Origin of the sequence: Mucilaginibacter sp., assembly GCF_036383575.1 — a bacterium.
GTDB lineage: Bacteria > Bacteroidota > Bacteroidia > Sphingobacteriales > Sphingobacteriaceae > Mucilaginibacter.
This window is the reverse complement of sequence record NZ_DASVOB010000474.1, coordinates 1-5331: the sequence shown is the minus strand read 5'-3', so window position 1 is coordinate 5331 and position 5331 is coordinate 1. Positions and strand designations below refer to the sequence as shown.

General features: G+C 44.0%; 3 protein-coding genes, 1 pseudogene and 1 riboswitch. Of the genes and pseudogenes, 3 read left to right on the top strand and 1 reads right to left on the bottom strand.

The genetic code is table 11. The features are described 5' to 3' along the window. Window positions 1-1355 (bottom strand): MFS transporter (locus VF500_RS17080; RefSeq protein ID WP_330860841.1); only part of this gene is annotated, 1355 nt, incomplete at its 3' end. 224 nt (window positions 1356-1579) lie between these two features. Beyond that, window positions 1580-1772: riboswitch (cobalamin riboswitch) on the top strand. 173 nt (window positions 1773-1945) lie between these two features. On the opposite strand from VF500_RS17080, the gene metE reads away from it, so the two are divergent. From metE to VF500_RS17065, 3 genes and pseudogenes are all read left to right on the top strand, one after another. Further along, entirely contained in the window at window positions 1946-4270 is a 2325-nt protein-coding gene (metE, locus tag VF500_RS17075; RefSeq protein ID WP_330860840.1) for a 5-methyltetrahydropteroyltriglutamate--homocysteine S-methyltransferase, read from the top strand. 325 nt (window positions 4271-4595) lie between these two features. Further along, window positions 4596-4955, top strand: coding sequence for a hypothetical protein (locus tag VF500_RS17070; RefSeq protein ID WP_330860839.1), 360 nt, complete (start codon window positions 4596-4598; stop codon window positions 4953-4955). A gap of 150 nt (window positions 4956-5105) precedes the next feature. After that, a pseudogene (locus VF500_RS17065) lies at window positions 5106-5331 on the top strand (hypothetical protein); the annotation flags it as partial.

Sequence of the window (5331 nt, the reverse complement as noted above, 5' to 3'; positions counted from 1 at the left end):
AAGTTTTTCACTACCAATAGCATAGCAAAGGCAGTTAAGCCAATAGAGATTGCCGCGCTTTTGGATACAGCTCCTAAAATATTCACCGCACCACCGGCAGCCATGGCGCCAAAAACGGCTACGCCGATAGCGCCAGCTGTTTGTCTGGACGTGTTTAAAATAGCAGATGCTGTACCTGATAATGTTTTATCAACGCTTGATAAAATACCGTTGGTCATGGCAGGTACAGCAAGACCCATACCCATAGGGAGGATCAGGAAAGGCAGGAAAAGCTGAAAGTAAGGTGTGTGCTCATGTGCTATAAATAAACCGGTAAACCCGGCGGCAAACATGATCAGGCCCACAATAATAGGTTTACGGATGCCATAGCGGTTGATAATACGGCTGCTGATCACATTGGAAATTACAAAGCCTACCGTAAGCGGAAGAAATGCAAGGCCGGCCATAATGGAAGGGTAATTAAGCACTTTTTGCAGGTAAAGGCTTAAAATGAAAACACTGCCATAATAAGATCCATTTAAAACAGCACCCAGTACCAATAGCGCGTTAAACCTCCCGGATCTGAACAGGTGGAAAGGCAGCATGGGGTGCTTGACTTTATTCTCGATCCATAGAAAGATCCCGAAAAGCAATAAACTCAAAATAAGCCCTCCCCAAATTAGTACATGGCCAAATCCAAACCTTGGTATTTCAATGATCACGCTGATGAGGGTTGTGATGGATAGCATCCAGGTTATTTGCCCAGGTAAATCAAAACTCCTTTTTGTCGTTTTTTCTGTTTGCTCCATTTTAAAACTCAGGATGTAACCAATGATGCAAATGGGGATGTTGACTATAAAAATAAAACGCCAGCTGCTAAATGCTATCAGTAAACCACCAATGGTAGGGCCTGCCGCCATGGCAGAGCTTCCGGCAGCTGTCCATAAACCTACGGCACGCGTACGTGTTTGCGGCATATGTGCAAACTGATGATTGAGCAGTGCGAGAGAACTCGGTATCATCATAGCGGCCCCAATTCCCTGCGCCACACGGCAAATGATGAGTGTAATAGCATCAAGAGCCAAACCACAACCGGCTGATGCAAACCCGAAGATGATCAAACCAATCTGAAAGATCTTCTTTGAACCTAAAAGATCGCCGAGGCTGCCTGCCGACAACATGAGTACAGCAAAGGCGAGGGTGTATGCGTCAATTACCCATTGCAGGGTGCTGATACCGGCATGGTAGGCTTTTGCAATTTCAGGTAAAGCAATGTTGACGATAGAAACATCAAGCTGCGCTACCACGAAAGCGAGACTGGTAGTTAATACCACCCAGGTAAATCCCGGTGGGTTTGAAGGCGTTTTTTGACTCATAGAAGCCACCAAAGTTAAGGATCAATTTGCATCGGAAATGGTACAATTCAACGGTTTATTAAGCTTACTTGCATATTGACCATCGTGTGACTTATGGCGAAAGGGAGGATCTGCTATATGCCTTTTAAAGAGTGCTTTATCAAAACATCCGTCTATAACAAATAAATAACCTGAATATTCAGCGGGCATATCCCTATATTTGCCTTGATATAGTTCTTTACTTTACTTCATCAACCGGTATAGGTTTTACTTAATTGTAGATTAATAGGGAATCGTGTGCAAATCACGAACTGTCGCGCAACTGTAAGTAACACAAAAAAGTTTTTACCAATAATACCCACTGATCGTACGTTGCGATTGGGAAGGGTGGTAAAAATGTTACAAGTCAGGAGACCTGCCTAATACTGAATTGACAGTGCTTTCGCGGTATGAAGCTTTGGTCAGGGTTATGATTGCTTGCTTGTTTGGGTTTTTACCCCATAATGATAGCCTGTACCCATATATTCTCTCCATTTTTATTTACCACAAAACATTGCGAAGCTTAGCTGAAAGGGCTTTTAACCGATTTATTCATTTAATCAATTAAAAGAATGCTAACGCAAAATTTAGGTTACCCGCGCATTGGTAGCCGGCGCGAATTGAAAAAAGTCTGCGAAAACTACTGGGCAGGCAAAACCGGGTTTAAAAATGTACTTACCGTTGGTAAATACATCCGAGAAGAAAACTGGCTGCTACAAAAAGAGGCCGGGATTGACCTGATCCCCTCAAATGATTTTTCGTTTTATGATCAGGTGCTTGACCACTCGTTAATGTTTGGTGCTATTCCCAAACGTTATCATGAGGTGATAAAGCAAAAGGGCAATACCGAGCTTGATCTGTATTTTGCTATGGCCCGCGGCTATCAAAAAGAAGGTTTGGATATTGTGGCAATGGAAATGACCAAATGGTTTGATACCAACTATCATTACATAGTCCCCGAGTTTTATAAAGATCAGCAGTTTAAACTCTTCTCCACCAAAGTTATCGATGAGTTTTATGAGGCCAAACAGCTGGGTATCACCAGTAAACCGGTGTTGATCGGCCCTGTATCGTACCTGTTATTAGGCAAAGAAAAAGAGGCTGGTTTCGATAGGGTAGACCTGATCAAAAACTTGCTGCCTGTTTACGTTGATATCCTCAATAAGCTTAAAACCTTAGGTGCCGATTGGGTACAGTTTGATGAACCATTTTTAGCACTTGATTTAACCGAAAAACAACAGCAGGCATTTAAAGATACCTACGCTCAATTGAGGAAAGAGTTTCCTTTCCTGAAGATAGTGCTGGCAACCTATTTTGAACGCCTGGGTGATAATACGCAATTGGCAACAGCATTACCGGTTGATGTTTTACATATCGACCTGGTGCGCGCGCCTCAGCAATTAGATGATGTGATAGCACATCTACCCAAAAAAGCTATCCTCTCATTGGGAGTGGTTGACGGCCGCAATATCTGGAAAAACGACTTTATTAATTCGCTGGGTATTATAAAGTACGCTAAAGACAAACTGGGAGCCGGTCGTATTTGGATAGCGCCTTCATGTTCATTGATCCATTCGCCGTGCGATCTTCAAAATGAAACCAATGAGGAGGTTCTAACGCCCGAAATTAAGCAATGGCTGGCCTTCGCGAGGCAAAAGATAAGTGAGGTTGTGTTGCTCAGCAAACTTTCGGCCGATGTAATTGGTGACAGCAGCCTGCACCAATTGGCTAAAAACCGGGAAGCAAATGAGGCCCGCCGCACATCGCCCCTTATTCATAACGAAGTTGTTAAGCAGCGAGTAAATACAATAACCGAAAATGATGCACAGCGTGCAAGTACTTTTGTTGATCGTAAAAAACAACAGCAGCTTTTACTTGATCTGCCGCTTTTTGCTACAACGACCATCGGGTCATTCCCGCAGACAATTGAAGTACGAAGCTGGCGCGCCCGTTTAAAGAAAGGGGAATTAACCGCAGCCGAATATGATAAACTGATAGCCGAAGAAACCGAAAAAGCGGTAAAATGGCAGGAGGAAATAGGCCTGGATGTGCTGGTACACGGTGAGTTTGAACGCAATGATATGGTTGAATATTTTGGCGAACAGCTGGCTGGCTTCACCTTTACGCAGAATGGCTGGGTGCAAAGCTATGGCAGCCGTTGTGTTAAACCGCCGATTATTTATGGCGATGTATCAAGGCCTGAAGCAATGACAGTAAAATGGTCGGCCTATGCGCAATCCCTGACCTCGCAATGGATGAAGGGTATGTTAACCGGTCCTGTAACTATTTTGCAATGGTCGTTTGTGCGTAATGACCAGCCGCGCTCTGAAACCTGTACGCAGATAGCTTTGGCCATCCGTGATGAAGTATGTGATCTGGAAAGTGCAGGTATCAAGATTATCCAGATAGACGAACCCGCCATTCGTGAAGGGTTACCGCTTCGCAGGGACGACCGGGCAAATTACCTCGACTGGGCGGTTAAAGCTTTCCGGATTTCGGCAAGCGGCGTTCAGGATAGCACACAGATCCACACACACATGTGCTATTCAGAGTTTAATGATATCATTAAAAGCATAGCCGATATGGATGCTGATGTGATCACGATAGAAACATCGCGTTCGCAAATGGAGCTGCTGGATGTTTTTGCCGATTTTAAGTATCCTAATGAAATTGGCCCCGGTGTATATGATATCCATTCGCCCCGCGTACCCAACAGGGAGGAAATGATCCGTTTGCTTAAACGCGCCCAGGCCGTAATACCCGATGCCCAGCTTTGGGTAAATCCTGATTGTGGTTTAAAAACGCGTGGCTGGGATGAAACCCAAAAAGCCCTGATAGAAATGGTTGAAGCCGCGAAAGCTATCCGCGAAAATGTTATCAGCAATGTAACTGCTTAAATAAAAAAAACTACTGTGTATCCTTACGGGTACACAATAGTTTTATAGGTATAATTAAAAAAAGGGTGTCATGTTGAGCCTATCGAAGCATGGTGGGAAGGGCCTCTGCGCGCGAGTCTTCGACGGGCTCAGACTGACAGGCCCTCTTTTGTCATTTCCCCTTCACTGGCCTCTGGATTTAAACGCTCAGGATGACATTTTCTAAAATAAAAAAGAAAAACCTTGCCCACCAGTAAGGTTTTTCTTTTTTATTAAACTTAAAGGCAATAAAATTGTATATAGTTTAAATTACGGCATATAGGCATCTGCTTAAACTATATCAACAATGAAAAAAGAGTTCCTGGTGATCAGTGCGTTTGTTATTATTACCGCTTTCAGTTTTATTTCGATGGCCGATATTAACGGCAGATGGATAGGTTCGTTAACGCTTCCGGGCGATGATCATTTTCCCTTAAGCTACACTTTTAAGGTAGACAGCGGCAAACTTACGGGTACAGCTCATGCTCCGCAGGGTGATGTAGCTATTACCGACGGCATGATCAATGGCGATAATTTCTCTTTCAGTATCCCGGTGCCGGGAGGCAGTTCGCCCCATACGGGTAAAGTTTATCAGGATTCCATTGGTATGGACCTGGTTTACAAAGGCCAGCACCTGCATGCTACGCTGAAAAGGGACAAGTCTTGAGTCGAAAGTTCTAAGTCAAAAGTCTTTAGTCGGGTGATGCCTTTAGATTTTTGAACTTAAGACTTAAAACTGAGACTTCCGACTTAGTACTTGCGACTTAAGATTAGAACTAAAGTTGCTTATTAAACCCACAGGGCGTACCTTTGCGCCATGCTGCAACGTATTACAGCCTATTTACTCATCTTTTCACTGATCACGGTCAAATTCTCGCGTTTTTTTATTTTCGCGGGTTTTGAGCTGAACAGGAATTACATTGCCACCAAGCTTTGCGAAAACAGGAACAAACCCTGGCTGCATTGCGACGGTAAATGTTACTTCGCGAAAAAGATCAAACAGGCAGAGGACAAGCAGGCCAGCGACGAAAGGCAGTCGCAAA